This window comes from Bacillus paralicheniformis (assembly GCF_001042485.2).
Classification (GTDB): Bacteria; Bacillota; Bacilli; order Bacillales; family Bacillaceae; genus Bacillus; species Bacillus paralicheniformis.
In genome coordinates, this window is record NZ_LBMN02000039.1 from 1 (window position 1) to 26,625 (window position 26,625).

Genomic DNA, 26,625 nt, shown 5'->3' on the forward strand with positions numbered 1-26,625 from the left:
CGACGGGAGCAACCGGTCCAACCGGAGCAACGGGAGCGACAGGTCCAACAGGTCCAACCGGAGCGACAGGTCCAACCGGAGCGACAGGTCCAACTGGCCCGACAGGTCCAACTGGCCCGACGGGTCCAACTGGCCCGACAGGTCCAACTGGCCCGACAGGTCCAACCGGCCCAACAGGTCCAACCGGCGCTTAATATTTAACGACTATTAGCAAATATTTTCCGTTTGTTTTTCCGGAACTTCGCTGGAATGCTATGCGAATGATTCAGGGGGCAGTAAACCTATGGTTTACTGCCTTTTTTCTATTGCTTATTTCTAAGAATAAAAACATCCCTGTCACTATTTTGTGAAAGGGATGTTTTTGATTGATTAGACTTTACGTTGGCTAAATGATTGAATGGCTGAGACTACCTGCTCCACATTGACTTGGTCATGACAGGGGAGGGTGATCGTATTTTGTTCAAGAAAAATGGAATTGGGTTTAATCTGTCTGTATTTGCGGCGGTAATAGGTAGTGCCGCTTAAGCAATAGGTGCCGAAAGTCGACTCTATATGGCAGTCGCTCAAATATTGAATCAATTCGTCGCGAACGATGTTTTTTGGAATTTTGAAAACGGCGGATTGTGTATTGTGTACAACGTCAGGTCCGATTTTTTGACTTTGGAATCCGAGGGGTTCAAGCTGTTCACTATATGCTTTCTGCTGAAGGTTTCTGCGATGAATGATGTCATCTAGTTTTTGGAGCTGTTTGATTCCAAGAGCGGCTTGGATATCAGATAATCTGTAGTTGTAGCCGAAATCCATAAAATCCAATTGGCCGTCAGAGATAGCGGCGCCATGGTTTAACTTGACTGAAAACCAATCTTTCAACGCTTCCCGGTCGGTTGTAATTGCCCCTCCTTCGCCTGTCGTAAGCAGCTTTCTGGGGTGAAAGCTAAAACAGGTAAGATCGGCAATTTTTCCGGATTTACAACCGTATTCACTGCTGCCCATCGCACAAGCGGCATCATCCACAAGCGGTAAGCCGTACGCTTCACAAATGTGTTTGATGTTTGTGATACCTGTCGGGTTTCCAAGAGCATCTACAAAAAGAACGGCTTTTGTCCGGGACGTGATTTGACTTTCCAGCTCTTCTGGAAGCATGTTAAATGTTTCAAGATCAACATCGGCAAAAATCGGCTTGGCACCTAAATCTTCTATTACATTGACAGTGGCGGGAAACGAAAAGTCTGAGACGATCACTTCGTCTCCGGGTTGGACGTTAAGGCTTTTAAGGCACATCGATAAAGCCGTTGTAGCCGATGTTGTTAAAAAAGCATGCTTTGCACTTACATACTGTTTAATATGATCAGCAAATGTTCTGACATAAGGGCCTTTTGTCAGGATGCCGGAAGAAAATATTTCTTTTAATTCTGCTTCCACTTCTTCAAACGTAATATACGGCTCGATCAATCTGATCATGAGGGCTCCTCATCTTTCATCCTTCGGTTTTTGATCACCTTTGCCGGCACGCCTACCGCTATGCTGTACGGGGGAATATGACGATTGACGACGGCGTTTGCTCCGATTTTGGAGTGGGCGCCTATCGTAACGCCTGCTAAAATAGACGCACCGATCCCGATGTTGCAGTTTTCTTCAATATGAATGGGAGCGAATGTAAGCGGCGAAAACAAAATGGTACTATCGGGTATATCAGGATCGGTATGGTAGGCGGCGTGTATCCGGACATTCGGACCAATTCCCGCAAATTCTCCGATTGTAACCCCGCCGGCACCGTGTATAAAACATTGCTGACCGATCCAGCTGTTTGAGCCGATGATCAGGTCATGCTTATAATAGCCTTTTAAAATCGTGTCATGGCCGATATAAACGTTATCTCCGATATAGATATTTTCCGGATGAAAAATGCGGACTCCGTCTTCAATAACGACATTTTCGCCGCACCCTCCAAGCTGGGAAAGGGTAAATTCACCTTTTCCTTCGCTTTTCCATTGTTTCAACAAAAGCGCCTCCTTTCTTATTGATCCAAATTTTTTCGAATGCTTTCAGCTGTTCTTGTGATCCCTTCTTCCAGATCTACTTTTGCGCTGAAACCGAGCATTTCTTTTGCTTTATTGACCTGAGGGATGCGAAGTTCAATATCGGCTTCTTTTTTCTCTCCAAAGATGATTTGCGATTTTGATCCAAGAACTCTGATAATCGTGCTTGCCAATCCGTATACAGTGATCACAGTCCGTTCATTGCCGATGTTGAAAGACTCTCCGATGGCTTCTTTCATCGTCAAACAGCGCAATATTCCGTCGATCATGTCATCTACATAACACCAGGCCCGGATTTGCGTTCCGTCGCCGTGAATATAAATCGGCTCATCTAACAGAGCTCTGTGAACCATCGTTTTGATGGCGCCTTCCCCGACTTGTTCCGGTCCATAAACATTAAAAGGGCGGACGGTGACGGTCGGGAGCCCCAGTTTTTTAAAATAGGCATATGCCATATGTTCCTCGGCGAGTTTGCTGACAGCATATGTCCAGCGAGCTTCTCCCACAGCCCCTAAAACAGTATGACTGGTCTCGCGCGCTCTGAAAGCGATTTGGCCGAACACTTCACTCGTACTGAAACAAACGACCCTTTTGCATTCGGTTAAACCTGCAGCCGCTTCTAGCAGATTGGCTGAACCGATCATGTTGACCTGCATCGTTTTAACGGGATTTTGAATGACCGTGTCAATCCCTGCGATGCCGGCGGCGTGGACAATGTGGCTGGCCCCCTGGATCGCCTTTTTAAGCGTGTTCACATCTAAAATGTCTCCCTGCACCACTTTCAAGTGAGGATGGTCCCGGTAAGGTTTATACCGGAGGGAGTCTCTTGAAAAATTGTCGTATACGGTGACGCTGTTGCGCTCTATCAGCTTTCCTATTAAAGAGGATCCGATAAAGCCTGCTCCGCCAGTTATGAAAATATGCTGGCCGGATAACTCTGTCATATCGCTCATCAATTGTTCACCTGCTTGTTTCGTTTTTTTGAATTACAAATCCCGCGACGCGAAAGGTGTTCAATATCATCCCGAAAGTAGCGCCTGATAAACAGCCAGCATTTTTTTGCTATTTTTCACCATATCATGATGAACTTCTGCATACTTTCTTCCTTTCTGGCCGATTTCCGGCAGCATATCCCGGTTTTTCAGCACATTTTCAATCACTTCTGTAATGTTGTCGGGATTTGCTCTTATGAGAGGCAGTTCGGAAGGATAGTGCTCCTTCATAAAATCACTGACCCAACAGATAACGGGTTTCCCCATTGCCATCGATTCGACGGCAAATAATCCATAGCTGCCGATATGAAGCTGATCAATGATCAAATCCGCCTTTTGATAGATTTTCTTTGCCTGTTCATGAGAAACCCCTCGTACTAGGTGAAAATGAAAATCGTATTTTTCTTTTAAAGACTCCACCGCCTTAAGGATATGGCGGGTTCCTTTTATTCCTGGAGAGGTGGGGGCATGAACGATGAGCGGTTTTTCATTTGACCTGTAGTCGGGAATATAGCGGTCAAGCTGGATCATGGTAGGAATCATGTGGATATGCTCATAATAGTCTTTTACATACTCGTAAAGTTCCATATCGGCGACGATGCAGTGCTGGACATATTGTGAAATTCGTTTGAGGTGATATCGAATTAGCGCTTCGTTTTTCGTTTTGACAACGGCGTATGGATTTGTTTTAGCCAATGTTGAATAAAGCCTCACATCGCTGCCCCAATGATGCATGATCATTGGTTTACCTGCCTGTTTTAAAATGGGATAATCCGACATGTCCAGCGTAAAGCTTGTGCCAAAATGAAAATGGAACAAATCATAGGATGGCAAGAGATCACTGGCAAGCCTTCTCAGCTTCGCATTCATGGCGGGCGTATTGCGTTCTTTCAGCAATGACCAGGTGTAGTCGGCAGCGTAATTTAAATAATAAGGATAGTAATTTAAAGTGTGGGCAAGCGCGCCATGCTGTGAGAGCCCTTTAGCCAAGGTGTTCATTTGGTTGGCGATTTCCATTGTGCCTTGCAAAACGCGAATTTGCCCGGCCGGAGGCTCGGTTTTTTCATGAACAGGAAGATCAAGCTTTGGCCCGCTTTCGGTTTCTGCTCCATCTCCTTTTTGAAGATAGGCCGCGCTCTCTTTTTCCCTTCCGGTGCGCAGGCACACTTTTCCCATCAGCAGATTTAAAGATCTGTTATCAGGAAAAAGGTCAAGCCCCCTCCAGAGCCATAGCCAGGCGTTATGGTCATGGCCGAGATAGACAGAAAGAGAGGCTTGAAAAAAATAAAAATCGGGCTCGTTATGCGAGCCGTCGGCTTCCCACTCTTTTAAGCGTTTCATGGCTTTGTTCCAATCTTTTTGTTCCAGACAATGAATGATGTCTGACTTGAAATCTTTCATGATGACCTCCCATCGATCACGCTGCTTTCAATTTCTCCTTTTAATGGCAGAATAAAAACGCTTTGTGCGCTCTATCATACGTATAAATGAATCTATATGACTGTGTATTTGTGCGAGAGTATAAGAGAAAAACCTTCCACAGAGCGGAAGGCATTATATCAGCTGGATTTTTTTTATATTTTTCATATATCGTTCATACTGATTGTCTGAAGCGAGGCTTAATAGGAAGTATTCATCCATTTTATCCAGGAGCGGCTGAATGCATTCTTTTTTGGCGTCTTGATCTAAATGCCGGGTATATCCGTTTTGTGCGTATCTCCGGGCCATTCTCCAAAAGGTTTTTCCGATGCTGAAATATTTCAAGGACTGTCTTTGATTTTCCTCAAGCTCCTTCCATTTGATATGGGGAAAATAGACGCTTTCGTCAAATTCTTTCACAATATAGTCGATGACGTACACAAGCGATTGAATCCTTTTATGCAATTGGTAGGAAATATTGTTTTGATGGCGGCGGTAGCACAATACAGGTTTTCTTAAATAGCGGCGCTTCCAGCCGCGCTTCGTGTTGGCCAAACAATTCAGCACATCCCCTGCAAGCGGCTTTTGCGGATCAACCAGCCAAGTAAAGCCTTTTTGCTGATAATAAGATGCTTTAAACATGCCCACCATCGGGACAATGCCTGAGCCGCCCCTTTGAAAAATAGTCCTCACCAGCTCCTCATCGCCATACTCTTGATACGTCCACAGCCCCGCATTTTTTCCGTGTTGATCAACAAGCAAAAGGTCCCCGTACACATAATCTAATCCCTCTTCTCCAAAAAAGCACTGCATAAAGTCATGGAGCACCAAATTGTGCGGAAGGAAATCATCTGCGCTTAAAAGCAAAACATATTCGCCTTTTGCCTCTTGGAAGATTTCCTTAAAAGCGAGATCAGGAAGTTTTGTATTTTCGCTGTGGCATATCGTTCGAATGTGCGGATGCGTTTTTTGATAGCTGCTGATTTTTTGCATCGAGTCGTCAGTTGAGTGGTCGTCAACGATCAGAATGTCGATATTAGGGTAGAGTTGATTTAAAACGGATTGAAGGCATTCATCAATAAAATTACTGTAATTATAGTTGATGATGCCTACCGTAATCAGCGGCGGATTTGGCATAACCGTCAACTCTGACTGCTTTGCAAAGCCTGAAATCATCTCTTCAATTTTGCGCATGCTCAGGTCATATGAATAATGCTCTTCAATAAACGACCGATAATGGAGAGATGTATAATCACCGCTTGTGATCATGGCCACGAATTCATCTATTGTATTCCAAACAACTGATTCATCGTATATCGTCTTTGCGCCGTAAAAATTGTGAATCAGCGGTTTTATGCCTTTAGCCATCGCTTCCATGGCCGACATATGCTGACTTTCAAGAAGGCTCGTGCAAATCAGGTAATGCTTATCTTCCAAGTATTGATTCATATCATCCTGCCATCCGTCAAATTGGACGCTGTCAGTCAGCCGGAGTTCATCAATCATTTGCTTGAAGTACAACTGATAGCGGGCGTCCTGAAACGTCCCGGCGATGAACAGTTTGTATCTTGAGTCTTTGTCAATCAGTGCCTTGAAAGCCTGCAGCAAAAGCATCGGACCTTTTTTATAGTTGATATAGCCGACATATGCGATATGAAAGCCTTTTTGCCTTTGCTGAAAGGTGTATTCGTCTAAATTGATTCCATTTGGAACGACGGCCGTTTTCTCTTTTTTCAACGATTTAACTTGATCTAATACATATTCCCGCATGTGTTCCCCGTCAAAGATCACTTGATCCACCGCTTGCCAATATACCTTTTTAATATAAAAAGTAAATGCTTCATAGCTGTGGAGCCTGCATATTAATGTTTTGGCCGCTGCAGAAGGGACTTTGCTCCCGTGGATCAATAAATCATCGCACCATTCAAACCAGCAAATATCCGCCCATTGCATACCAGTGTCGATTTGATTCAAATCATGAACCGCGATTTTTCTGGTCCGGTAAGTTCCGGAAAGGCGCTCAACGACAGCATTCAAAAACCGGTCTAAATCCGGTTTGACGAAAAAAATGATCTTTGGACGCCTGACCATTTTTTTGAAAAGGTCTTCTTTCTCCTTCATGAGGCGATGTTGATGTTCGCTCCTGACAAACAGGAGGGCATCATCATATAATTCAGACGCTCTCTGAACCTGCTGCTTTTTTTCATAAACAAAAGCAGCGCTTATCAGTAAGCCGGGATCGAAGGGAGCGGCTTCCAGCCTCTCTTCCAGCTTCTGCGCAGCATCGTGCCATTTGTGTTGAAATATCAGTTGGGATATTTCGGTTTCTCTCCAACTAAGCCCAACAGAGTCTAGCAAATATTCCAATTCATTATCCATCTGAAACCTCCTGGTTAAACACATTTTCGCTAGTAGTATCTATATTCAAGCGAGAAAAGAAAGTTCTATGAAAAATACTTCGGAAATGGCACAGCCTGAAAAGCTAAAACAGTGACAGCGGCACAAACGCGATCAGCTGCTGGTTCATATTTTATGGGTAGATTTTAAAAAAGAGTCTCAGGGAGTGAAGGCTTTGGTTACAATCAGTCTATGTATGATTGTCAAAAATGAAGAAGAAGTATTGGCGAGATGCCTTGATACAGTGAAAGACATTGTAGATGAAATTAACATTGTGGATACGGGATCGACAGATCAAACCGTAGAAATTGCGAAGCGCTACACAGACCGCGTCTTTTTCTTTGAATGGATCGGCGATTTTGCGGCTGCCCGCAATGAATCGTTTAAACACGCCACGAAGGATTATATTCTCTATCTGGATGCGGACGATGTGTTGCTTGAGAAAGATCAGAAAAAATTAAAAGAGTTGAAGGAAACGCTTGATCCTTCCGTTGATTCCGTGTCCATGTACTATGATGCGGGAACTGATGAATTCGGAAATGTGACCTTAAGGTACCGCCGCAACCGCCTGGTGAAAAGGGAGAAAAACTTTAAATGGAAAGGCGACTGCCATCAATATTTGGAGGTATTCGGGAACATCATCAATGCCGATATCTCGGTGACGCATAAAAAAATCCGCCACTCTGTCGGACGAAACCTCAATATTTACCAAAAGAAGATCGATCGCGGCGACACGTTTACCCCGCGCGACTATTTTTACTACGGAAATGAATTAAGAGAAAACAGACACTACGAAAAAGCAATTGAAAGCTACAATAAAAACATTGAAATGAAAGAAGGATGGATTGAAGACAAAGTATACGCCTGCATCAACAAAGCCGACTGCCACCGCTTTCTCGGCGACTTGGATAATGAGCTGAGATCGCTCTTCCAGTCATTTGAATTTTCCAAAACGCCTCGTGCCGAAACATGCTCAAGAATCGGCTATAACTTTCAGCGGCGGCGGGAATACAATGCCGCTATCTACTGGTATGAGCTGGCGACAACACTGGTGCCTGATTCGAATAAATGGAGCTTCACCTATCCGGCATATTACACTTGGTACCCTCACTTGCAAATGTGTGTGTGCTACTACAATTTAGGAGACTTTGAAAAGTCGTATCAGCACAATGAAGAGGCGAGAAAATACCGTCCCGATGACAAATCCGTCCTTCATAACAAACAGCTGCTGGAAGGGAAATTAGGCATTAACAAATAAGCATGGTCAAGACTTACTGAACAAGTAGGTCTTTTTTTATGAAAAAAATCAAGCCGTGCCAAATTACCGGCAGGCATCATAACTTATTTTGGAACTTTTTGATTTTAGAGGAGGAACAGAGATGATCCCGTTAATCAATTTAAAACGCCAGTTTCAAACGGTAAAAGAAGATATTTTACAAGAGTTTGAGCATGTGTTGGACAGCGGCCAATATATATTGGGGCCGAAGGTTGAAGAGCTGGAGAAAAGAATAGCCGAAAAGCTTGGTGTAAAAGAAGCGGTCGCGGTCGCCAACGGAACGGATGCATTAGTGCTGACGCTCGAAGCTTTCGGTATCGGCAAAGGGGATGAGGTCATTACGACGCCGTTCACTTTTTTTGCGACCGCCGAAGCTGTCTCAAGGGTGGGGGCTAAGCCGGTGTTTGCTGATGTTGATCGTGAAACCTGCAACCTTGATCCGGAAGAAATAGAAGAAAACATCACCTCTGCTACTAAAGCGATCATTCCCGTCCACATTTTCGGACAGCCGGCTGATATGGACGAGATCATGGCGATTGCCAAAAAACACGGACTGCTTGTGATTGAGGATGCCTGCCAAGCGTTCGGCGCATCGTATAAAGGGCGGCCTGTCGGCAGCATCGGGGATGCCGCCTGTTTTTCATTTTTCCCGACAAAAAACCTGGGAACGTTGGGAGACGGGGGAATGGTGACGATTTCAGATCCGGATGCGGCCCGGCAATTAAGAACACTCAGAACCCATGGCACAAGCAAAAAATACTTCCATGACAAAATCGGTTTCAACAGCCGTCTTGATGAATTACATGCCGCTGCTTTGCTCATTCTTCTTGAGAAAATCGACGGCTGGAATGAACAAAGAAGAAAAGTTGCCAGCCGCTACAAGAAAGGTTTGAAAACGGCGGAGCATCTCACACTGCCGGCTGAGAAAGAAGACCGCACACATATCTATCATCTCTATTGTATCGGCGCGAAAGACCGCGACGAATTCATTCAATCGCTGAAAGAGCAGAACATTCATTCTGGCGTGTATTATCCTTGCTGCCTTCATTTGCAAACGGTCTATTCTTCATTGCAGTACAAAAAAGGCGATTTCCCTATAGCTGAGTCCTTGTCCGAAACCCTTTTCGCGATTCCGATGGATCCTTTTCTAGCCGCTGAGGAACAAGAGCAAATTATTTCCGCGCTGCTGAAAAAAGGAGGAGGGGGAAAGTGACGGTTCATTTCGGTTTAATCGGCTGCGGCTATATGTCAAGAAAACATCTTCAAGCACTGGCCGGGTGCGGTGATGCAAAGTTGTCGGCCGTCAGTGATTTGCAGGAAGAACGGATGAAGGAGGCGGAACAATACTATGCTTCCTTCGCCGGAGATGAAAGCCGAATGACCCGTTATCAGCAGTATCAAGCGCTGCTTTCAGATTCTAAAATAGAAGCGGTCATTATTGCGGCGGTTTCGGGACTGCACGCCGAAATGGCCAAAGCTGCGCTGCAGGCAGGCAAGCACGTCATCGTCGAAAAACCAATGACCTTGTCATTACAGGATGCCGATGAGCTGATAGAACTGGCGGAACAGAACGGGCTGAAGCTCATGGTCTGCCACCAGATGCGCCACCGGCCGATCATGAAAAAACTGAAGGGAACGATTGAGAGAGGAAAACTGGGAAGGATCTACTTAGGCACAGTATCGCTTCGCTTAAACAGGTCACCCGCTTATTATGAAGCGGCAACCTGGCGGGGAAGCTGGGAAAAAGACGGCGGGATGCTGGTCAATCAAGGGATACATCTGATCGATCTGCTGCAATGGTTTTTAGGTGATGTAAAAGGCGTTTACGGAGATATACTGGGCGGTTCCGGAGCAAAAGAAACGGAAGATGTTGCTGTCGGTGTTCTGACGTTTGCCAGTCAGGCGAAAGGAGTAGTAGAAGCGAATATCGTCACACAGCCAAACAATATCGGAAGCTCTCTCTCGATTTTTGGAGAACATGGAACGATTTCATTGGAAGGCCCGGCATTAAACCGGATCAGCCGCTGGTATATCCACGGGGAGAAGGATGCTGCTGAAGAAGCGGCGCAGCTGATTGATCTCGGCGGCGAACAAACCGTCATGTACCAAAACTTTATAAGCGCCGTCAAGCGCCAAGACACACTATTGGTTGACGGTTATGAAGGGAAAAAGGCGATTGAAACGATTTTTGGAATCTACCAGTCTGTGCTGCAGAAGCAGCCGGTGCAGCTGCCTCTTTCTTCGTTTCAAACATCTGATATGAAAAATAAATAGGTTTTGATTTGGTAGATCGTCCCTTTCAAAAAAAGATTTAAAACATAGTTTATTAAAGGAATGTACAGAAGGGGCGATTTGATAAATGAGCAAACAGGAAATGCATAACGAAACGATAGCGGTCATCGGCTTGGGGTTTGTCGGTCTGCCCTTGGCCATGTTGTTGATATCAAAAGGAATTCGGGTTATCGGTGTTGATTTGGATAAAAAGAAAGTCGAGGCATTACGGAAAGGGAACAGCTATATTTCAGATATCAATGATCAAGCGGTGCAGGACGGAATAGGCACCGGTTTCTTTCGTCCTGTTTCGGACTACGGTTTAATCGGCGAAGCGGATGCCGTCATCATCTGCGTACCGACGCCGCTGAATGATGATGCGGGTCCTGATTTGACTTATGTGAAAAGAGCGGCGCAATCGATTGGAGGGCACTTGAAAAAAGGGCAGCTCGTTGTGTTGGAAAGCTCGACATATCCGGGTACGACAAGGGACATCGTCAAACCGATCCTCGAAGAAAGCGGCCTTGTATGCGGAAAGGATTTTTATTTGGCTTATTCTCCAGAACGCGTTGATCCGGGCAATCAATTCCCGATTGAAGTCGTGCCGAAGGTAGTGGGAGGCACGACGGAGGCATGCCTTGAAAAGGTGCATCAATTATACAGCGGCATTTATGAAGAGGTTGTGCCTGTCACATCGCCTGAAACAGCGGAGCTGACAAAGCTGCTGGAAAATACGTACCGGTTTATTAATATTTCATTCATTAATGAATTTGCGATGATATGCGACAAGCTCGGGGTGAATGTATGGGAAGTCATCGAGGCGGCAAGCACGAAGCCGTACGGCTTTGCGGCGTTTTATCCAGGTCCCGGCATCGGCGGCCATTGCATCCCCGTCGATCCGCTGTATTTGCAGTTTGTCATGAAACAAAGCGGTTTATCGAGCGACTTTATCGAGCTGTCGGAAGCGACAAATGATAGAATCGTCCGCTATATCGCAGAGCGTTCCTTGCAACTGGCAGGGAAAGATAAGGCGACAGACGCCCGCATTTTAATCTATGGCGTCACCTATAAACGTAATATAGCGGATGTCCGCGAATCAAAATCGCTTGATATTATAGAGAAGCTGATCGGCATGGGGGCTGATGTTTCCTACCATGATCCGCACGTTCCGGAACTCGACCTCAGCGGCAAAAAACTGGCAAGCATGCCGATAGATTCAGAGATGCTGAAAGCGTACGACTGTGTTGTCGTTTTGACCGATCATGACGCACTTCCGAAAGAGCTGTTACTAAACCATGCAACCGTGATATTTGATACAAGAGGCGTGTTGAGAGAAGCAGCAGGAAAAGCGAAAGTCATCCAGCTCGGAAACGGGTGCTCTTGACGCCAATTTTTTTTCCGCGACTCACGCCCAGACCCGTTCGGAATACAATAAGTTAAAACAAGAACGTAAAGGGTGAGGGCCGTGTGGATCGGAGTTTTGTTGATGGTCTTTGGAATTGGGATCAGTATTTTTGCCGTCAGTTTGATTGTCAGCTATTTGTTTGTTATGCCGAACAGGAGCACATATGAAGAAACCTTTTTCAGCGGACTCAAACACGGCGAGATCATCGATGATGTGTTTGAGTCACACGACAAAGAAGAGCTGTTTTTGACGGCGGGGGATGGATGCCGGCTGCATGCGCTGCTTTTTCCCGTTCAAAAGAGCAGGAAAGCCGTCATCGTTTCCCACGGCATCAAGTGGTCGCTGTTTGGAGGGTATAAATACGTCGAGCTGTTCCAGTCCATCGGCTACAATGTTCTGCTTTGCGACAGCAGGTGCCACGGATTGAGCGGCGGTTCACACGTTTCTTACGGATTTTACGAAAAGGATGATTTGGCGAGGTGGGCTGACGAGCTTGAGAACAGGTTCGGCAAAGACCTTTGGATCGGAGTGCTTGGCGAATCGCTAGGAGCCGCGGCTGCCATCGAGCTGATGAAACAGGACAGGAGAATCAAGTTTTGTATTGCCGATTCCTGCTTCAGCGATTTAACAGAGCTATGCCGCTTTCAGCTGAAAGCCGCCGTCAAATTGTCCGTGCCGTTTCTCATCCCGTTGGCAAGCGGGCTGATCAAACGGCGCCACGGCTGGAGCCTTGCCGACATATCGCCGGTCAGCAATCTTGAGCAGTCAGACACGCCGCTGTTGATCATCCACGGCACAAATGATCAGCTTGTTCCGCCGGAAATGGCCAAAAGCCTGTATAACCGGAAAAAAGGGATAAAGAAACTGTATTTGATTGAAGGTGCCGGACATGTCGGCGGATTCCGCCACGATCCTGAAGAATACTTAAGCAGAATCAAAGACTTTCTCTTGAAAATCGAGCCGGCCAATTAGCCTTGCGATTCCAGCATTTCAGCGGCAGCCGATCGTTGGCGCGCTTCCTTGATTTTTCCGGCATAGGAAGCTCCCCAATTCATCATTTGACTGATGATCGGAATCAGCGTCTTGCCGAACTCAGTTAAACTGTACTCGACTTTCGGGGGAACCTGCTTATAAATCGTGCGGCAGACGATGCCGTCACGCTCAAGTTCGCGAAGCTGGAGGGTCAGCATCCGCTGTGTCACGGCGGGAATTAAACGACGCAGCTCATTAAAGCGTTTTTTATCATCGATCAAATGATACAGAATGACGCTTTTCCATTTGCCGCCGATGATATCGATCGTTGCTTCCACCGGGCATGAATAACCGTCCGGTGTTTCGCATGCCTTCGGATTCTTGTTCATTTTCCTCTCTCCTTAGTATAAAAAATGATACTATGCCACAAAAATGTGCGTACTTTCTTATTGCTATTATAATGATTAGAATGAAATTAAGAAAGGAATATAAACTATAGACAAAAGGAGAGAACAGAACATGACACAGCAATCCAAGAAGCAGGAGATTCTTGACGCATTCCAATTTAGACACGCGACAAAAGAGTTTGATCCGGACAGAAAGATATCAGACGAGGATTTTCAGTTCATTTTAGAAGCGGGCAGACTGTCGCCAAGCTCTGTCGGCCTCGAGCCGTGGAAGTTCGTCGTCGTCCAAAATAAAGAGCTGCGTGAAAAACTGCGCCAGGTCTCATGGGGCGCACAGGGACAGCTGCCGACAGCCAGCCATTTCGTTTTGCTGCTCGGACGCACGGCTAAGGAAATGCGGCATGATTCCGGGTATGTTGCAGATCAGTTAAAGCATGTGAAAAAAATGCCGGAGGACATCATTGAAAATATGCTGAAAGAAGACGGCGTTCTGAAAAGTTTCCAAGACGGCGATTTTCATTTGTACGAAAGCGACAGAGCGATGTTTGACTGGGTATCAAAGCAAACGTACATCGCGCTAGCCAACATGATGACGGCGGCCGCCTTGATCGGTATTGACTCCTGCCCGATTGAAGGCTTTAACTACGACAAAGTCCACGACATCCTTGAAAAAGAAGGATTGTTGGAGGACGGCCGCTTTGACATCTCGGTCATGGCCGCTTTCGGTTACCGCGTGAAAGAACCGCGTCCGAAGACGAGACGGGCGCTTGATCAAATCGTGAAATGGGTTGAATAAAAAAAGTGCGGTTCTGCCTTTAGCAGACCGCACTTTTTTATTTAGATTTGGAGTTTGCGCCGCTTCCTTTGGTAAAGGTACAGACCGCTTCCGGATATAAGCAGCAGCAGGCCGAGCATCAGCCAATGATAGGCGTTTGAAGCGGTGTCAGGCAAAAACCCGCCGTTTGAACCATCTGAAGGTTCATTTCCGTCATCTGACCCGCCGCTGCCATGACCGCCTGATCCGTCTCCGCCGCTTCCGGCGCCGGGCGAAGCAGGGGGTTCACCGCCGCTGCCGCCATTCGGACCGTCATCATCGCCTGAACCCGGCGGAAGTGAAGGAGACCCGGCATCTTTGTCATTCATCACGGTATACTCGCTGAAATGGTCGACATAGCCTGCAACGGTACGGCCTTTCGTATAGCCGTTTGTCACTTTTGTGAAGCTGTTGTTTTTGCGGTCGACATAATAGACGCTCAAATGTTTGTCAGGAGCCTCGACTTGGAAAAACAGTCCGACAGGCTCTTTAAATGTGCTGACCGTTTTTCCATTCTGCTGAATGTTGAAATCATATACCTTTGTGACCGCCTGTTTGATATTCTTGGCGATTTTGATGCTGATTTTAGTCTTTTCGCTTGCCAGATTAACGGCTGGAAGCTGCATCGCAATGCGATCGTTTTTCAGGGTGATACTTGGATCATCAGTTCTTTCTTTGACAAGGTCAGTCTGTGCTTTTGTCATATTCAGCTTGATGTGGTCTTTTTCTGTGTCGGGGAAATAAGCAATCACCTGATTTGCGTTTTTCGCGTATGTTTCGAACGGTTTTTCCGCAAGCGTCCAAGTGCCGTCTGTCTGACGGTCAGGAAGGAACACTTCTGTGATTCTGTTTTCGATGTTCGGTGAAACAGAATCGTACAAGGCAAGCTGCTCTGTAAAAATGTCGTAATCGGTAAAACCGAGATCGACACCGTTTTTCGCTTCTTTAAAAACGGAATAGCCGTCTCCGCCGCCGCCCATGAAGTTATTTGTAGCCACACGATAGGTTTTGTCCAAATCGAGCGGAACAGCATCCCCTTTGTCATTGACAAGGTTCACATCAAGGATGCGCTCACCTTTTGGCTTGCTCAGTGTAAATGTGAAGGATAAACCCGCGACATGCGGAAACGCGCCTCCGCCTTCTTCGACTTGGCTCACCCCGTGCTCAAGCGCTTCTTTGATTTGCGCACCCGTCAAATCAGCGGCATAAAGGGTGTTGCCGAACGGCATAACCGTCAGCACATCGCCGAGTGTGATGTCGCCTTTGGCAATACCGCTTCTGATTCCGCCGCCGTTTGTGATGGCGATGTCAGCCCCGCCAGCTTGTTTTGCTTTCTTCAGCATGCCGTCCGCGATAAAATTGCCGAGGTTGGTTTCTTTTGAGCGGACATGCTCGCGTTTTCCGTCAAGCGGGACATCGGCATAGCCTACTTTTTTCTTCTTCAGTTCGTCAATATCTTCTTTAAAGCCGTCAAGCACTTCTTTCGCTGGAGGATCTTCGTCCACTTTGCCGTCAATCGCGATCAAATTGAACCTTGATTGATCCGTTTGAACGACGCCTTTCTCATCAAACACAACATCGACCCGTCCTAAAAACTGCCCGTAGTCTTTCACTTGGGCGACGATTGTCGGTTCTTCGCTCTCCACCACTTTTAAATGATCGACGAGTGTATGCGTATGCCCGCCGATAATCAAATCGATGCCCTTCACTTTTTTTGCCAGCTCCAGATCCCGGTTGTAGCCGAGGTGGGTGAGGGCGATGATTTTGTTGACCTTTTCTTTTTCTTTCAGTTCCTTGACCGTTTTCTCCGCTGACAGATAAGCGTCATGGAACGCAATGTTCGGTCCGGGGCTTGACGTATATGACGTATCTTCCGTCGTCAGGCCGAATACGCCGACTTGCTCGCCATTTACATCAAGCAGAATATAAGGATAGATGCCGCTTTCTTTCTTTTCTCCCGCTGTTAAGAGTGCAGGCTCTTTTTGAAAGCTTCGCAGCTGAGGCTCCTTTGATACATCGACATTGGAGCTGACGATTGGAAAATCGGGCTTTTCCAGCTGGTGTCTGTTTAACGGATCGACGGCCGCATTGTTTCCGCTCAGAAAGTCTGCGAGCACTTTCGGCCCTTTATCAAATTCATGGTTGCCGAAGGTCATGGCGTCATAGCCCATCATGTTCATCAGCTTCAAATCGGCGAGTCCGTTCCATTTTGTAAAATACAAGTCACCGGAAAAGACATCGCCGGCATCGAGCAGCACATTGTTTTCTGCTTCACTGCGGATTTCTTTCACTTTGGCAGCGCGCCTTGCCGCTTCATCAAGGTGGGCGTGCGTGTCGTTCGTGTGCATGACTGTTAACGTCCAGTTTCCATTATCAACCGGAGGCTCTGTACCTTCAAAGTTCAGCTTATAGACGCCATATCCGCTGTTTTCGGATTCTCTGACAAAATCGATGTCCTTCGCTTTTTCAGCAAACGGTTTGGCGAGGAGAGAAGATTCGAATGTCACATCGGCTCCTTTAATCGGAGCGATCGACCAGTTGTTATCGGCGGCAGGATTGACCGTTTTCTTTTCCATGATGTAGTTCATGAGCACCTGCCTGTTTTCATCAGCCGCCGCATAAACGACTTTGTCCTGCGTCAGATGCGGGAATCCGCCGCCCCCGGACGCGCGGTAATTATTTGTGACCACAAGGAATTCCTGATCGTCGCGGACGGCTTTTCCGTTGTAAGACAACTGTTTGACGCGGTTAGCCTGCGGATTTTTCACCCCGCCTGACGCATTGTATTTTGCCGGTTGTGTGACATCGATCTGGTAGGTCACACCGTCAATGACATCGAAATTATACGACCTGAAATCGGGGTTGAGGAGCGCCTGTTCACCCGATTTTGAAGGGGCGATCTGGTTGAACTGCCCGGCCGACATTTCGATCCAGTCCTTCACTTCGCTTCCCGTCAGCTTGACGATATAGAGCGTATTGTCGTACAAATACAAATCGCCGATGTTTTTGATCGCAAGGTTTCCTGCTTTAATGTTTGTATAATAATCAGCACCGTTACGCCCTCCTGCTTTAAATGGCGCGCCCGCTGATAAAATCGGCAGGTTTTCGTATTCCGTTCCCTTCATGACATCTTCCGCATACCATTTTTGTGCGTCTGTGACAATCTGAATCGAAGGATCGTCTTTTACTTGTGCGAAAAAGCTGTTAATATCAGCTTCCGTTTGGCCAACCGGCGCGCGGACGTATTCAAGCGTTTTTTCGTGTGTGTCTTTAATCGTGGAAACGACGGTGTCGTGTCGTGACGTCACATGTCCGGCAATCGCTTCCGTTTTTGCGCTGGCATCTTTCACTGTCCATTTGCCGCCGTCCTGTTCAAGTTGCATATCGATGATTCCTAAATGGCTGCCCCAGTTTTTCGGCATGACGACAGGGATGCCGTTGATCGTTCCTTTTTGATTGTCGATCACGCCATTTCCTGGATAGTCCGTACCGGGGAACAGACCGTGCTGATGTCCGGAGATGATCGCATCTATTCCTTCCGTCTTGAGAGCCAGGTCATATACGGCGTTTTCTGCTCCCGCCGCCTGTTCGCCATTTTCAATTCCGGAGTGGGCGATCGCAATGATCACGTCGGCGCCTTCTTGCTTCATTTTCGGAATCGTTTGTTTCGCTGATTCGGTGATGTCCTGCACCGTGATTTTGCCGTCCAGATGCTTTTTATCCCATGTTAAAATCTGCGGCGGAACGAAGCCGATGTAGCCGACTTTAAGCTGGTGCTTTTGGCCGCTTTCATCCGTCAGCGTCCGCTCTTCAATATGATATGGCGTATATTTGTTCTTTCCGTCCGATGTTTTTATATTGGCATTGACGATGGGAAATTCGGCGCCTTTTATCGTGCCGTCAAGGAATTCAAGGCCATAGTTGAATTCGTGGTTTCCGAGCGTGCCGGCGTCATAGTGCAGTTTGTTCATGACATCAATGATCGGGTGTGTTTTCGTTCCGGAGATAATTGCTTCACGTTCATGTTTGAAGATATACTCCCCTAGAGGGTTCCCTTGAATTAAGTCGCCGTTGTCGACAAGAATCGTGTTCGGATTCCGGCTCCGGTGCTTTTCGATCAGCTGAGCCGTGCGGGCCAGTCCGAATTCTGCCGTTTCTTTGTCGGCATAGTAGTCATAGTCCATGATATGGGCGTGGATATCTGTCGTACCCAGGATGCTGAGGTTGATCAGCGGGTGTTCATTTGGTTCTTCTGCATATGTCTGGGTGTTTGGAATGAGTAAACTGAGTATCATCACTGAGGTTAGCAGAATACGGAGAATGTTTTTCCTTGAAAACCGTCTTTTCTGTATTCCCACCATTTCTCCACCTTTCAGATTAGAGTAACAATTTCTATTGTAAGAACTTTTTGTAAAGTTTTGTAGAACTTTCGTTGCGAATATTGTAAACACTCAGAAAATGATTCCAAAGTCTGTCCCTGTCTGCCGGGTGACTTAGGTACTTTGTCGCGAGGAACGTGCGGATGTTTTATTTAGTGTGGCAGGGGGAAATGGATTTATGTAGACAGAAGCTTTTGGGAGGGTGATCAAATATGAGCAAAAACATTGCAGTTGTTCTGACAGATTACTTTGAGGATTCGGAGTATACCGAGCCTGCGAAAGCGTTCAAAGACGCCGGGCACCAGCTTACGGTTATTGAAAAAGAGAAAGGCAAAACGCTGAAAGGCAAGCAAGGCGAGGCGCAAGTGGAAACAGATGCGTCCATTGATGAAGTCAGCCCGGCCGATTTTGACGCGCTGTTGATTCCAGGCGGATTTTCGCCGGATATTCTCAGAGCCGACCAGCGTTTCGTATCGTTTGCGAAATCCTTTATGGATGACAAAAAACCGGTGTTTGCGATCTGCCACGGCCCGCAGCTTTTAATCACCGCCAAGGCTCTGGACGGACGCAGTGCAACAGGCTACACATCGATTCAAGTCGATTTGGAAAACGCCGGGGTTCAATTTAAGGACGAGGAAGTTGTCGTCTGCCAGAACCAGCTTGTTACAAGCCGGACGCCTGACGACATCCCTGCGTTTACACGCGAATCTTTGAAGCTGCTCGGCTAATGAAAAAGACCGGAATAGATTTCCGGTCTTTTTTATGTTTATTTTCGGAGTGCAGCCAGTTCCTCTGCGATTGCCTGCATTTCGCTCGGACTGAAAGATTTCTTTTTCATCACCATTTTGTGCAGGTATTCAAGATCTTCAAGCTTTTCATTGCTGAAGGCTTCAGCTTTGATGACGCCGATGTTCAGCATGTTTAGTTTTTGCGAGATCTCTTCGATCATTTTGTTAAGCTCGGCTGTTTTCTGCTCTGACAAGAAGGCACATCCTTTCTCACTGATTTTGTAGTCTTTATTGTAACAGAATTAAGCGAGAAGAAAAGGACGGCTGTCAAAAAGCATCTCCGGTTTAAACGGATACGCTGTTTTGCTTTTCCGCTTTTTCGGCTTTGATTTTGGCAAGGATCTGTTTGGACTCATAGATGACAATCCCTGTCAAACCGAGCAGGCCGATCAGGTTCGGTATCGCCATCAGACCGTTCAGCATATCGGCGAGCGCCCAGACAAAGTCATTTTTAAAGACCGCTCCGAAAAAGACGGCGATCACAAAGATGACACGGTAGACGATCGCATATTTTTCATTCAGCAGGTAGGTGAAGCATTTTTCTCCGTAGTACGACCAGCCCAAAATCGTCGAATAAGCGAACAGCAGCAGACCGATCGCAACGATTGTCGATCCCGCAGGGCCGAGAAAATGTGCGAATGTCATCGATGTCAGCGCATCGTTTTTTTCTGTCAGATACATGTTTCCCATGACAATCGATATCCCCGTAATCGAGCAGACAATCAATGTGTCGATGAAAACCTGGGTCATAGAGACAAGCGCTTGGCGAGCCGGCATATCAGTTTTTGCCGCGGCTGCCGCGATCGGCGCCGAGCCGAGCCCTGCTTCATTTGAAAATACGCCCCGCGCCACGCCCCAGCGGATCACGGTTCCGATCGCGCCTCCTGCCACGGCCTGGCCGGTAAACGCGTCAGAAAAAATTAAACCGACCGCGCCGGGGACAAGTTCAAAGTTTGTGACAAGAATGATCAATCCGGCGATGACATAAAATAAAGCCATGATCGGCACGAACAGCGAGGTGACTTTGCCGATGCTTTTAATCCCACCGAGAATGACAAGTGCTGTAAAAATCGTGACAATGATGCCGGTTACCCAGGCAGGCACGGAAAATGTGGAGCTCATGACTCCGGATACAGAATTTGACTGAACCATATTGCCTATTCCGAAAGCGGCAAGCGCCCCGAATATGGCAAATAACACACCAAGCCACTTTTGCTTGAGGCCGTGTTCCAAATAATACATCGGGCCGCCTGACATTTCGCCGTTTTTGTCTTTCACGCGGAATCTGACGGCAAGCACCGCTTCGGCATATTTCGTGGCCATTCCGAAAAAGGCGGCGAGCCACATCCAAAACACGGCGCCAGGCCCTCCGGCAATGACAGCTGAGGCGACACCGACGATATTCCCGGTACCGACCGTAGCGGCAAGGGCAGTCATCAACGCCTGAAAGTGGGAAATATCGCCTTCGGAGGATTTATCCTGATGTCTTGAAAAGGCAAGCTTTAATGAGTAAGGCAAAAGTCTGATCTGCAAAAAAGCCAGCCTGAAAGTCAAATAAATACCTGTTCCAACAATGAGGATCAAAAGCGGAGGTCCCCATAAAAAACCGTTCATTGTATCTACAATATGTGAAATAAAATCCATAGGCGAAATATCCCCCTTTAATTTTGTGTCTAACTAGAATATTCTGAAAGTTTGTTAGATTTGTCAATAGCATTGTCATCTTTTCTTCCCAAAGTTGAAAAAAACAAAAAAATCTTTAGTATAAAAGCAAAAGTGTTTTTTCTTTCTGAAATGTGGGGAAAGAATAGAGGAGGCTCTTGTTTGATGATCAAAGTGCTATTTGTCTGCCTCGGCAATATTTGCCGCTCTCCGATGGCAGAAGCTGTATTTAACGACATGCTCAAAAAAAGCGGACTGGAGGACCGAATTGAAGCCGATTCGGCGGGGACGGGGAACTGGCATGTCGGAAAACCGCCTCATGAAGGCACACGGTCGCTGCTATCTGCAAAAAAGATAAGCTGCGAAGGCCTTTACGCGAGGCAGATTACCGACAAAGACCCGGAAGCGTTCGATTATATCATCGCGATGGATGCCGAAAACGCTGGCCATGTGAGAAGCCTTGCCGGCTACGGGAGCAAAGCCGTCATCCGGAGGCTGCTCGACTATGTCGAGGACTGTGAGACGGCAGATGTTCCTGATCCATACTACACCGGGAACTTTGATAAGGTGTACGAACTCGTCGCGAAAGGATGCAGCGAATTGCTAAAGGACATTCGAAAAGAACACAAATTATAAAAAACGAAGGGAGAGATTTTTTATGAAAAACGACCGCGTTTTCATCAGAAATATCCTCCTCGGCGCTTCGGTCGGGGCGGTTATGTCACTGCTGCACAAACCGACCAGAGAAGCGTGCGGCGCAAAGCTTGACGCGTGCAAAAACAAAGTCCGCCTTTACCGCGCAAATCCCGGAATGTTCACCGAATGCGTGAAAGAAAAAATGGACGAAGCCAAAAAACTGACCGCTTCCATATCGGACGATTTAAGCTTCTTAAATCAACAGATGAAAGAACTGAAAGAGACGACGCCAAAAGTGATCGGTCTGATCGAGGAAACGAGGGATCACTTCACAGCTAAATCCAAAGGGCGTACGGAGCCGGAAAAAGAATGAGCTTTTTGAAAGAGCTGGCTTGGCGTTTTTTCCTTCATGAAGGGCCGAGCAAATCGGCGGAACTTGCCTACTTTTTCCTGCTGTCCCTGTTTCCGTTTATGATTTTCCTATTGACTTTGATCGGCTACCTGCCTGTCAAAACGGGCGATGTCATCGGGCTGATTGAACAGTATGCTCCAGAAGACACGATGTCCGTTATTGAAGAGACGCTCAATACAGGAAACAGGGGCCTGCTTTCTTTCGGGATCATCGCGGCGCTCTGGTCTGCGTCAAACGGATTGAACGCGATTGTCAGAGCCTTTAATCATGCTTATGAAGTGGAGGAAAACCGCTCATTCATCATGGTTCGGCTGACATCACTCCTCCTGACCGCCGCGATGGTTTTCACCATATTGGTCGCGCTTCTTCTTCCGGTATTCGGGAGGGCCATCGGCCATTTCATCGCCAATCTGGACGGTACGCCGGAAATGTTTCTAGCGGCATGGTCAGCGCTCCGCTGGGGAATCAGCCCGCTTGTGCTGCTGATCGTCTTTACGGCTTTATACTTTTTTGCCCCGAATAAGCGGCTGTCATTTAAATTCGTGCTTCCGGGAGCCGTTGCAGCGACAGCCGGCTGGATCCTCGTCAGCATGCTGTTTTCATACTACGTCAGCGAATTTGCAAACTACAGCGCAACATACGGAAGCCTCGGCGGCATCATCGTCCTGATGATCTGGTTTTATTTAAGCGGAATGATGATTATTCTTGGAGGGGAGATCAACGCCCTTTTACATAAACGTAAAATCATTCCTGAAGAAAATCCGCGGAAATGAGCAATCTATAAAAGAACGTTTCATGAGTTCAAAAGCGGAGGGATCATCATGACAAAACACACGAAAAAAGGCGGCAGCCATAATAAACAAAATTCAAAGCAAAGTTCGAAAAACAAAACGAGCGGAAGCGCCAACGGACAAAACGGATATCATTAAAACTGCCTGACGTTTTCGAAAAGGCCGGCTGCCTATAGTAAGCAGCCGGCCTTTTTTACATTGGCGCCGCCTCAGATTGTTCGAGAGCGCCGTTTTTCTTCGTTTTGCCAAAGAGCACCCCGATCCAGATCAACACCATCACGATTGTAATCAAATAAAACAGATTGCTGTTATGAAATGTCTGCATATACCAGCCGCCGGCAACCGGGCCGAAAATGCTTCCGAAGCTGAAGGTGATTCCGCACATCAAGTTTCCGGCCGGGAGAAGGCGTTTTGGAAGCAGGTCGGCCATAAAGCTGATGCCGAGTGAAAAAGTTGATCCAACAGCCATTCCGGCTATGAAAAAACATGCCGCAAGCAAGGGGACAGAATCGGAAAAGCCTGCCGCAAAGAAGCAGCCTGCCCCGACAGCCAATATGACAAGGAGCACATTTCGTCTTCCATACTTGTCGCTCAACACGCCGAGCGGATACTGAAAGACGATGCTTCCGATCGCAAAAGCCGGAAGAATAATTGATAGGCCTTCGACGGAAATGCCCGAGCGGAGAGCGTAGACGGGAAAATTGCCGTTCAGGGCGGTTTCCAAAAAGCCGTAGCCGAATGTCGGCAAAAACGCGACCCATCCTAGCAGAAAGGCTTGGACGAAGCGCTTCAAGCTGTTATCGCTGCGGCTTTCAGAGCCGCTTTTCTCAGGAAAATCGTTTTGAAGGCAAAAAATAAACAGCCACGCCAGCAGGCTGAATGCACCTGAGACGATAAACGGCAATGACGGGGCAATGTTGACAAGCGGCGTTAAAAAAGGACCGGCAGCAAATCCCAAACCAAACGAAAGGCCGTACAAAGAGATATTGCGGCCGCGGTTTTTTTCAGACGATAATGTGGTCACCCAAGTTTGCGTTGAAAAGTGCAGCATATGATCCCCGATTCCAATCAAGAGCCGTAAAAAGAACCAGACGATAAACGACTGAATAAAAACAAAGGCGAACAAACTCGCGCAGACCATCACCCCGCCGATGACGATCAGCGGTTTAAAACCGAGCCTGCGAAGCGGTGCTTCCATAAACGGCGAAGCGATCAGGACGCCGATGTAGAGGCCTGTCGCATGTAGACCGTTCAGCGCAGCCGAATGGCCTTCCTGTTCGAAAATAACAGAGATGACAGGAAGGAGCATCCCTTGCGAAAAACCTGATATACTGACAATCAAAACGAGAATGAAAAAGTGAAATCTAGTCATCGGCCGATTCTCCTTATCCGTAATCCTTCTTTGATCGTACAACTTTCACAAGTTTTTAGGCAAGGCGATTTTTCTTTTTCTGTCAAAAGAGGTGTGAATCATGGAAATCGTGTGGAATCAGAACGGCTTTGAGGCTGATCTGGAATATGGAAAGCTTAAGATATCAGGCAATGAAGAAGCAGGATTCAGGCCTTATCAATTGCTGGCCGCTTCGATTGCGGCATGCAGCGGAACCGTTCTTCATAACATATTGGAAAAGAAAAGGATACAGCTGAAAGATATGACCATCGAGACAAAAGAAGAACGCATTTCCGAAGAGGCGGGCCGCATCAAAAGCATCCATCTTCACTTCATATTGAAGGGAGAAAACCTCGGTGCAGAACAAATTCAAAAGGCGCTGAAAGTAGCGATGAAAAATTGTGCCATGGTGAGATCTGTTGAAAACAGCATCAAGATCATCGAAACATTTCAGATTCGCTGATGTTTAAAAACCTGCGTCAATGCGGAATAGATCAGTATGCTGTATATAAACTGAAAAGTTCGCACAAAAATAACCTACACCAAAAAAGAAAAGAGGAATGAAAAATGGGCCGTTTTTTCTTTTGGATGATGGCTGCGGGAGTTCCCCTTTCTGTCGCAGGGAGCATGTTGCATTGGCCGCAGGTTTTATTGTTCATCATATACTGCCTGACGATTATCGCGCTTGCAAGCTATATGGGAAGAGCCACCGAAAGCCTTGCGATTATTGCGGGTCCGAGGATCGGGGGCCTTTTAAATGCGACGTTCGGAAACGCCGTTGAGCTGATCATTTCGATCTTCGCGTTGCGGGAAGGACTGACCGGCATTGTGCTCGCATCGCTGACAGGATCTGTCCTCGGCAACCTTCTCCTGGTCGCCGGCCTGTCGTTTTTCATCGGGGGCCTGAAATATAAGCGCCAGGAATTCAACGTGTATGATGCGAGACACAATTCAGGTTTGCTCATGTTCGCGGTGATTGTCGCTTTCGTCATCCCTGAAGTATTTTCAGCCGAAATGACAGAGCCGAGGAAGCTGTCGATGAGCGTCGGCATCAGCATCATCATGATTTTGCTTTACCTGGCAGCGCTTTATTTCAAGCTTGTCAGCCACCGCGGGGTTTACCAGACGAATCAAAATGAGCGGGAAGAATCGCATGAAGAGCCGGAATGGTCGGGAAAGAGGGCAACATTGATTTTATTTTTGGCGACCGTTGCCGTTGCCTACATTTCCGAGCACCTCGTTCACACATTTGATACGGTGGCCGAACAATTCGGCTGGTCGGAGCTTTTCATCGGGGTCATCATTGTCGCGATCGTCGGAAACGCGGCAGAGCATGCTTCCGCCGTCATTATGGCCTATAAGGACAAAATGGATGTCGCAGTTGAAATTGCGATCGGATCAACGCTGCAGATCGCGATGTTTGTCGCACCCGTTCTTGTGATCAGCTCTTTGTTTTTTCCAGTGAGCATGCCGCTCGTCTTTACCTTGCCGGAACTCGTCGCCATGGCTTCCGCCGTCCTTTTGATGATCGTCATTTCAAACGACGGGGATACGAACTGGTTTGAGGGCGCGACATTGCTGGCTGCTTATATCATCATGGGAATCGGTTTTTTCCTTCTTTAAAAAAATGGGGATAAACGGAGAGCATCCGGAAAACAATAAGGGAAAAGAAACAGAAAGAGTGATAGTATGAAAAAGCTTTTGTGTTTTACGCTAACTGCGTTTTTATCCTTTAGTTTTTTCGCTGTACAGGAAGCTGATGCAGCCAAGCCGATCAAGATTCCAAGCTCTGTCACGAATATTTCCAAAGAGAACACATACCCTAACGCCTCCCAGGATCAGCCGAGGCTGCAGCCGAGCGAACTGGCTGAAGAGCTGCTGAAAACAACCGATATCGCGATTGAAAATCCGCATCTCATCAAAATGCTGAATGAGTCAAGCATTTCCGGCACACCGCTGGCAATCGGCTACAGAGCGACGATCTATTTGGGCAGATGGGCGCTCGGGTATACCTCGAATGAAACCGTTGCGAACTGGGAATACCGCAAAATCAACACAAACCGCTTTGACAACCGGGGCGGGAAAGCACCTGCCGAACTCACGTATTCCCAGGAACAGACGAGCAAAATCAAAGGCGGCTTAACAGCGAAAGTCCCGAAAGCGGACGATGTCAAAAACATGATGATGCTTGAAGCCATGGAAAAAACAAAGCTGCCGCTCGCCTTTGAAACAGTCGTCGGCGCCGGCACAAAACGCGATCAGATTTATAAAGTGCAGCCGAAAAAGCTGGGGAATTTACACGCCTATGCACCTGCCGTCAATGAAAAAGGGAAGGTCACCTACGGTGAAGTGTACATTGTATTAAAAGGCAACAAAAGAAAGCTGGTCGTCAAAAATATCACCTCGCAAGGAATCGGCGCCTGGATTCCTGTACAGGATCACCTCACATTCGGCTTTCAGCTCAGCCATCAGCCGAAATAAAAAAGCAAGCCTTTTGCGGCTTGCTTTCAGCGTGTCGAGAAACCCTCGCATTCGTTGTCAGGCCTGCGCGTCGGTGCTCACGAATAGGAGAAGG

At 47.2% G+C, this 26,625-nt stretch carries 24 protein-coding genes; 14 read left to right on the plus strand and 10 right to left on the minus strand.

What is annotated here, in order from left to right:
- A partial coding sequence (locus ACH97_RS22055; protein WP_193787099.1) for a hypothetical protein occupies positions 1 to 194 on the plus strand: 194 nt, incomplete at its 5' end.
- Between the two features lie 175 nt (positions 195 to 369).
- On the opposite strand, the gene ACH97_RS22060 is transcribed toward ACH97_RS22055, so the two are convergent.
- From ACH97_RS22060 to ACH97_RS22080, 5 genes are all read right to left on the minus strand, one after another.
- The gene (locus tag ACH97_RS22060; RefSeq protein WP_035339212.1) at positions 370 to 1,461 is read right to left on the minus strand and encodes a DegT/DnrJ/EryC1/StrS family aminotransferase; all 1,092 of its coding nucleotides are present in this window, start codon (positions 1,459 to 1,461) and stop codon (positions 370 to 372) included.
- Positions 1,458 to 2,000 carry an acyltransferase gene (locus ACH97_RS22065; protein WP_035339210.1) on the minus strand — a complete coding sequence of 181 codons (543 nt, stop codon included), beginning with the start codon at positions 1,998 to 2,000 and terminating at the stop codon, positions 1,458 to 1,460. The genes ACH97_RS22060 and ACH97_RS22065 overlap by 4 nt, the downstream gene beginning before the upstream one ends.
- Before the next feature lie 17 nt (positions 2,001 to 2,017).
- The gene (locus ACH97_RS22070) at positions 2,018 to 2,992 is read right to left on the minus strand and encodes an NAD-dependent epimerase/dehydratase family protein (protein ID WP_020450553.1); all 975 of its coding nucleotides are present in this window, start codon (positions 2,990 to 2,992) and stop codon (positions 2,018 to 2,020) included.
- 66 nt (positions 2,993 to 3,058) lie between these two features.
- Positions 3,059 to 4,432 (minus strand): glycosyltransferase, encoded by a 1,374-nt coding sequence (locus ACH97_RS22075; RefSeq protein WP_020450554.1) that lies wholly within the window; start codon positions 4,430 to 4,432, stop codon positions 3,059 to 3,061.
- Positions 4,433 to 4,585: 153 nt separating this feature from the next.
- Positions 4,586 to 6,829, minus strand: coding sequence for a glycosyltransferase (locus ACH97_RS22080; protein ID WP_020450555.1), 2,244 nt, complete (start codon positions 6,827 to 6,829; stop codon positions 4,586 to 4,588).
- A gap of 193 nt (positions 6,830 to 7,022) precedes the next feature.
- Between ACH97_RS22080 and ACH97_RS22085 the strand changes: the two genes are divergently transcribed.
- The 5 genes from ACH97_RS22085 (at position 7,023) to ACH97_RS22105 (ending at position 12,771) form a co-directional block, all read left to right on the plus strand.
- Positions 7,023 to 8,105, plus strand: a complete 1,083-nt coding sequence (locus ACH97_RS22085; RefSeq protein ID WP_020450556.1) for a glycosyltransferase — start codon at positions 7,023 to 7,025, stop codon at positions 8,103 to 8,105.
- A 121-nt stretch (positions 8,106 to 8,226) separates the two neighbouring features.
- Positions 8,227 to 9,336 (plus strand): DegT/DnrJ/EryC1/StrS family aminotransferase, encoded by a 1,110-nt coding sequence (locus ACH97_RS22090; protein WP_020450557.1) that lies wholly within the window; start codon positions 8,227 to 8,229, stop codon positions 9,334 to 9,336.
- Positions 9,333 to 10,397 (plus strand): Gfo/Idh/MocA family protein, encoded by a 1,065-nt coding sequence (locus ACH97_RS22095; protein WP_020450558.1) that lies wholly within the window; start codon positions 9,333 to 9,335, stop codon positions 10,395 to 10,397. Before ACH97_RS22090 ends, ACH97_RS22095 begins: the two co-directional genes overlap by 4 nt.
- Before the next feature lie 85 nt (positions 10,398 to 10,482).
- On the plus strand, positions 10,483 to 11,778 hold the full coding sequence (locus ACH97_RS22100; protein ID WP_020450559.1) for a nucleotide sugar dehydrogenase: 1,296 nt from the start codon (positions 10,483 to 10,485) through the stop codon (positions 11,776 to 11,778).
- 102 nt (positions 11,779 to 11,880) lie between these two features.
- Positions 11,881 to 12,771 carry an alpha/beta hydrolase gene (locus tag ACH97_RS22105; RefSeq protein ID WP_020450560.1) on the plus strand — a complete coding sequence of 297 codons (891 nt, stop codon included), beginning with the start codon at positions 11,881 to 11,883 and terminating at the stop codon, positions 12,769 to 12,771.
- Here the strand turns inward: ACH97_RS22105 and ACH97_RS22110 are convergent.
- A complete protein-coding gene (locus ACH97_RS22110; RefSeq protein ID WP_020450561.1) occupies positions 12,768 to 13,160 on the minus strand; it encodes a winged helix-turn-helix transcriptional regulator in 393 nt (130 codons plus the stop codon). The two genes, ACH97_RS22105 and ACH97_RS22110, sit on opposite strands and share 4 nt — an antisense overlap.
- 130 nt (positions 13,161 to 13,290) lie before the next feature.
- Between ACH97_RS22110 and ACH97_RS22115 the strand changes: the two genes are divergently transcribed.
- Positions 13,291 to 13,974, plus strand: coding sequence for an NAD(P)H-dependent oxidoreductase (locus ACH97_RS22115; RefSeq protein ID WP_020450562.1), 684 nt, complete (start codon positions 13,291 to 13,293; stop codon positions 13,972 to 13,974).
- 41 nt (positions 13,975 to 14,015) lie between these two features.
- On the opposite strand, the gene ACH97_RS22120 is transcribed toward ACH97_RS22115, so the two are convergent.
- Entirely contained in the window at positions 14,016 to 18,353 is a 4,338-nt protein-coding gene (locus tag ACH97_RS22120; RefSeq protein ID WP_020450563.1) for a multifunctional 2',3'-cyclic-nucleotide 2'-phosphodiesterase/3'-nucleotidase/5'-nucleotidase, read from the minus strand.
- A 230-nt stretch (positions 18,354 to 18,583) separates the two neighbouring features.
- Here ACH97_RS22120 and ACH97_RS22125 point away from each other — a divergent pair, with 230 nt between their 5' ends.
- Positions 18,584 to 19,099 carry a type 1 glutamine amidotransferase domain-containing protein gene (locus tag ACH97_RS22125; RefSeq protein WP_020450564.1) on the plus strand — a complete coding sequence of 172 codons (516 nt, stop codon included), beginning with the start codon at positions 18,584 to 18,586 and terminating at the stop codon, positions 19,097 to 19,099.
- Between the two features lie 38 nt (positions 19,100 to 19,137).
- Here the strand turns inward: ACH97_RS22125 and ACH97_RS22130 are convergent, their stop codons facing one another.
- Together ACH97_RS22130 and ACH97_RS22135 are read right to left on the minus strand one after the other, a co-directional pair.
- Entirely contained in the window at positions 19,138 to 19,353 is a 216-nt protein-coding gene (locus ACH97_RS22130; protein ID WP_020450565.1) for a DUF1128 domain-containing protein, read from the minus strand.
- Between the two features lie 91 nt (positions 19,354 to 19,444).
- On the minus strand, positions 19,445 to 20,803 hold the full coding sequence (locus tag ACH97_RS22135; RefSeq protein ID WP_020450566.1) for an alanine/glycine:cation symporter family protein: 1,359 nt from the start codon (positions 20,801 to 20,803) through the stop codon (positions 19,445 to 19,447).
- Between the two features lie 183 nt (positions 20,804 to 20,986).
- Here ACH97_RS22135 and ACH97_RS22140 point away from each other — a divergent pair, with 183 nt between their 5' ends.
- From ACH97_RS22140 to ACH97_RS22150, 3 genes are read left to right on the plus strand one after another with little or no spacing between them, the layout of a single operon-like run.
- Complete coding sequence (locus ACH97_RS22140; protein WP_020450567.1) at positions 20,987 to 21,457, plus strand: low molecular weight protein-tyrosine-phosphatase; 471 nt, start codon at positions 20,987 to 20,989, stop codon at positions 21,455 to 21,457.
- Positions 21,458 to 21,479: 22 nt separating this feature from the next.
- The gene (locus ACH97_RS22145; protein WP_020450568.1) at positions 21,480 to 21,830 is read left to right on the plus strand and encodes a hypothetical protein; all 351 of its coding nucleotides are present in this window, start codon (positions 21,480 to 21,482) and stop codon (positions 21,828 to 21,830) included.
- Positions 21,827 to 22,642, plus strand: coding sequence for a YihY/virulence factor BrkB family protein (locus ACH97_RS22150; protein ID WP_020450569.1), 816 nt, complete (start codon positions 21,827 to 21,829; stop codon positions 22,640 to 22,642). Before ACH97_RS22145 ends, ACH97_RS22150 begins: the two co-directional genes overlap by 4 nt.
- 211 nt (positions 22,643 to 22,853) lie before the next feature.
- Here the strand turns inward: ACH97_RS22150 and ACH97_RS22155 are convergent, their stop codons facing one another.
- Complete coding sequence (locus ACH97_RS22155; protein WP_020450570.1) at positions 22,854 to 24,032, minus strand: MFS transporter; 1,179 nt, start codon at positions 24,030 to 24,032, stop codon at positions 22,854 to 22,856.
- A 100-nt stretch (positions 24,033 to 24,132) separates the two neighbouring features.
- On the opposite strand from ACH97_RS22155, the gene ACH97_RS22160 reads away from it, so the two are divergent.
- From ACH97_RS22160 to ACH97_RS22170, 3 genes are all read left to right on the plus strand, one after another.
- Entirely contained in the window at positions 24,133 to 24,513 is a 381-nt protein-coding gene (locus ACH97_RS22160) for an OsmC family protein (protein ID WP_020450571.1), read from the plus strand.
- A 104-nt stretch (positions 24,514 to 24,617) separates the two neighbouring features.
- Positions 24,618 to 25,673 carry a calcium/proton exchanger gene (gene cax / locus ACH97_RS22165; protein WP_020450572.1) on the plus strand — a complete coding sequence of 352 codons (1,056 nt, stop codon included), beginning with the start codon at positions 24,618 to 24,620 and terminating at the stop codon, positions 25,671 to 25,673.
- Positions 25,674 to 25,739: 66 nt separating this feature from the next.
- Entirely contained in the window at positions 25,740 to 26,531 is a 792-nt protein-coding gene (locus ACH97_RS22170) for a YfkD famly protein (protein WP_020450573.1), read from the plus strand.
- Positions 26,532 to 26,625 lie beyond the last annotated feature (94 nt).

Coding starts and splice junctions, on each gene's coding strand:
- ACH97_RS22060 (WP_035339212.1), bottom strand. CDS start 1,461: ATGATCAGATTGATCGAGCCGTATATTACGTTTGAAGAAGTGGAAGCA.
- ACH97_RS22070 (WP_020450553.1), bottom strand. CDS start 2,992: ATGAGCGATATGACAGAGTTATCCGGCCAGCATATTTTCATAACTGGC.
- ACH97_RS22075 (WP_020450554.1), bottom strand. CDS start 4,432: ATGAAAGATTTCAAGTCAGACATCATTCATTGTCTGGAACAAAAAGAT.
- ACH97_RS22080 (WP_020450555.1), bottom strand. CDS start 6,829: ATGGATAATGAATTGGAATATTTGCTAGACTCTGTTGGGCTTAGTTGG.
- ACH97_RS22090 (WP_020450557.1), top strand. CDS start 8,227: ATGATCCCGTTAATCAATTTAAAACGCCAGTTTCAAACGGTAAAAGAA.
- ACH97_RS22100 (WP_020450559.1), top strand. CDS start 10,483: ATGAGCAAACAGGAAATGCATAACGAAACGATAGCGGTCATCGGCTTG.
- ACH97_RS22105 (WP_020450560.1), top strand. CDS start 11,881: ATGGTCTTTGGAATTGGGATCAGTATTTTTGCCGTCAGTTTGATTGTC.
- ACH97_RS22110 (WP_020450561.1), bottom strand. CDS start 13,160: ATGAACAAGAATCCGAAGGCATGCGAAACACCGGACGGTTATTCATGC.
- ACH97_RS22115 (WP_020450562.1), top strand. CDS start 13,291: ATGACACAGCAATCCAAGAAGCAGGAGATTCTTGACGCATTCCAATTT.
- ACH97_RS22120 (WP_020450563.1), bottom strand. CDS start 18,353: ATGGTGGGAATACAGAAAAGACGGTTTTCAAGGAAAAACATTCTCCGT.
- ACH97_RS22125 (WP_020450564.1), top strand. CDS start 18,584: ATGAGCAAAAACATTGCAGTTGTTCTGACAGATTACTTTGAGGATTCG.
- ACH97_RS22135 (WP_020450566.1), bottom strand. CDS start 20,803: ATGGATTTTATTTCACATATTGTAGATACAATGAACGGTTTTTTATGG.
- ACH97_RS22140 (WP_020450567.1), top strand. CDS start 20,987: ATGATCAAAGTGCTATTTGTCTGCCTCGGCAATATTTGCCGCTCTCCG.
- ACH97_RS22145 (WP_020450568.1), top strand. CDS start 21,480: ATGAAAAACGACCGCGTTTTCATCAGAAATATCCTCCTCGGCGCTTCG.
- ACH97_RS22150 (WP_020450569.1), top strand. CDS start 21,827: ATGAGCTTTTTGAAAGAGCTGGCTTGGCGTTTTTTCCTTCATGAAGGG.
- ACH97_RS22155 (WP_020450570.1), bottom strand. CDS start 24,032: ATGACTAGATTTCACTTTTTCATTCTCGTTTTGATTGTCAGTATATCA.
- ACH97_RS22160 (WP_020450571.1), top strand. CDS start 24,133: ATGGAAATCGTGTGGAATCAGAACGGCTTTGAGGCTGATCTGGAATAT.
- cax (WP_020450572.1), top strand. CDS start 24,618: ATGGGCCGTTTTTTCTTTTGGATGATGGCTGCGGGAGTTCCCCTTTCT.
- ACH97_RS22170 (WP_020450573.1), top strand. CDS start 25,740: ATGAAAAAGCTTTTGTGTTTTACGCTAACTGCGTTTTTATCCTTTAGT.